We start from the raw sequence: 287 nt of genomic DNA on the forward strand, positions 1-287 counted from the left end.
CAAGGAACCTGGAAAACATGGTAATGGCTGAATAATGTTTTTCAATCGTTCCTCCACTCTTGTTTGACTGTTCCATATCGTCTAAATAGGTTTGGACGTGGGATTTTTCAATCTCTTCCGCCTCATCTTTAAACCATTGAAGAAGCTGGGAGATGACTCCCACATAGGTTTTAATCGTACCATCGGATTTATTTTGACCCATTAACCATTTCGCAAAAGAATGAAGAATTTGTTTATTGTCCAGGATTTCTTCTTTACTGGTCATTCGAGAAGCCCCCTACCAAAAT

General features: G+C 39.0%; 1 protein-coding gene. It reads right to left on the bottom strand.

Annotated features, from left to right (window positions below; all coding sequences use genetic code 11):
• Positions 1–265, bottom strand: a 265-nt coding sequence (locus Q8G36_RS28750; RefSeq protein WP_305275364.1) for a phage integrase N-terminal SAM-like domain-containing protein, incomplete at its 3' end; no start/stop codon positions are given.
• Positions 266–287: the final 22 nt, after the last annotated feature.

It is taken from the genome of Peribacillus frigoritolerans, assembly GCF_030676415.1.
GTDB lineage: Bacteria > Bacillota > Bacilli > Bacillales > DSM-1321 > Peribacillus > Peribacillus frigoritolerans_A.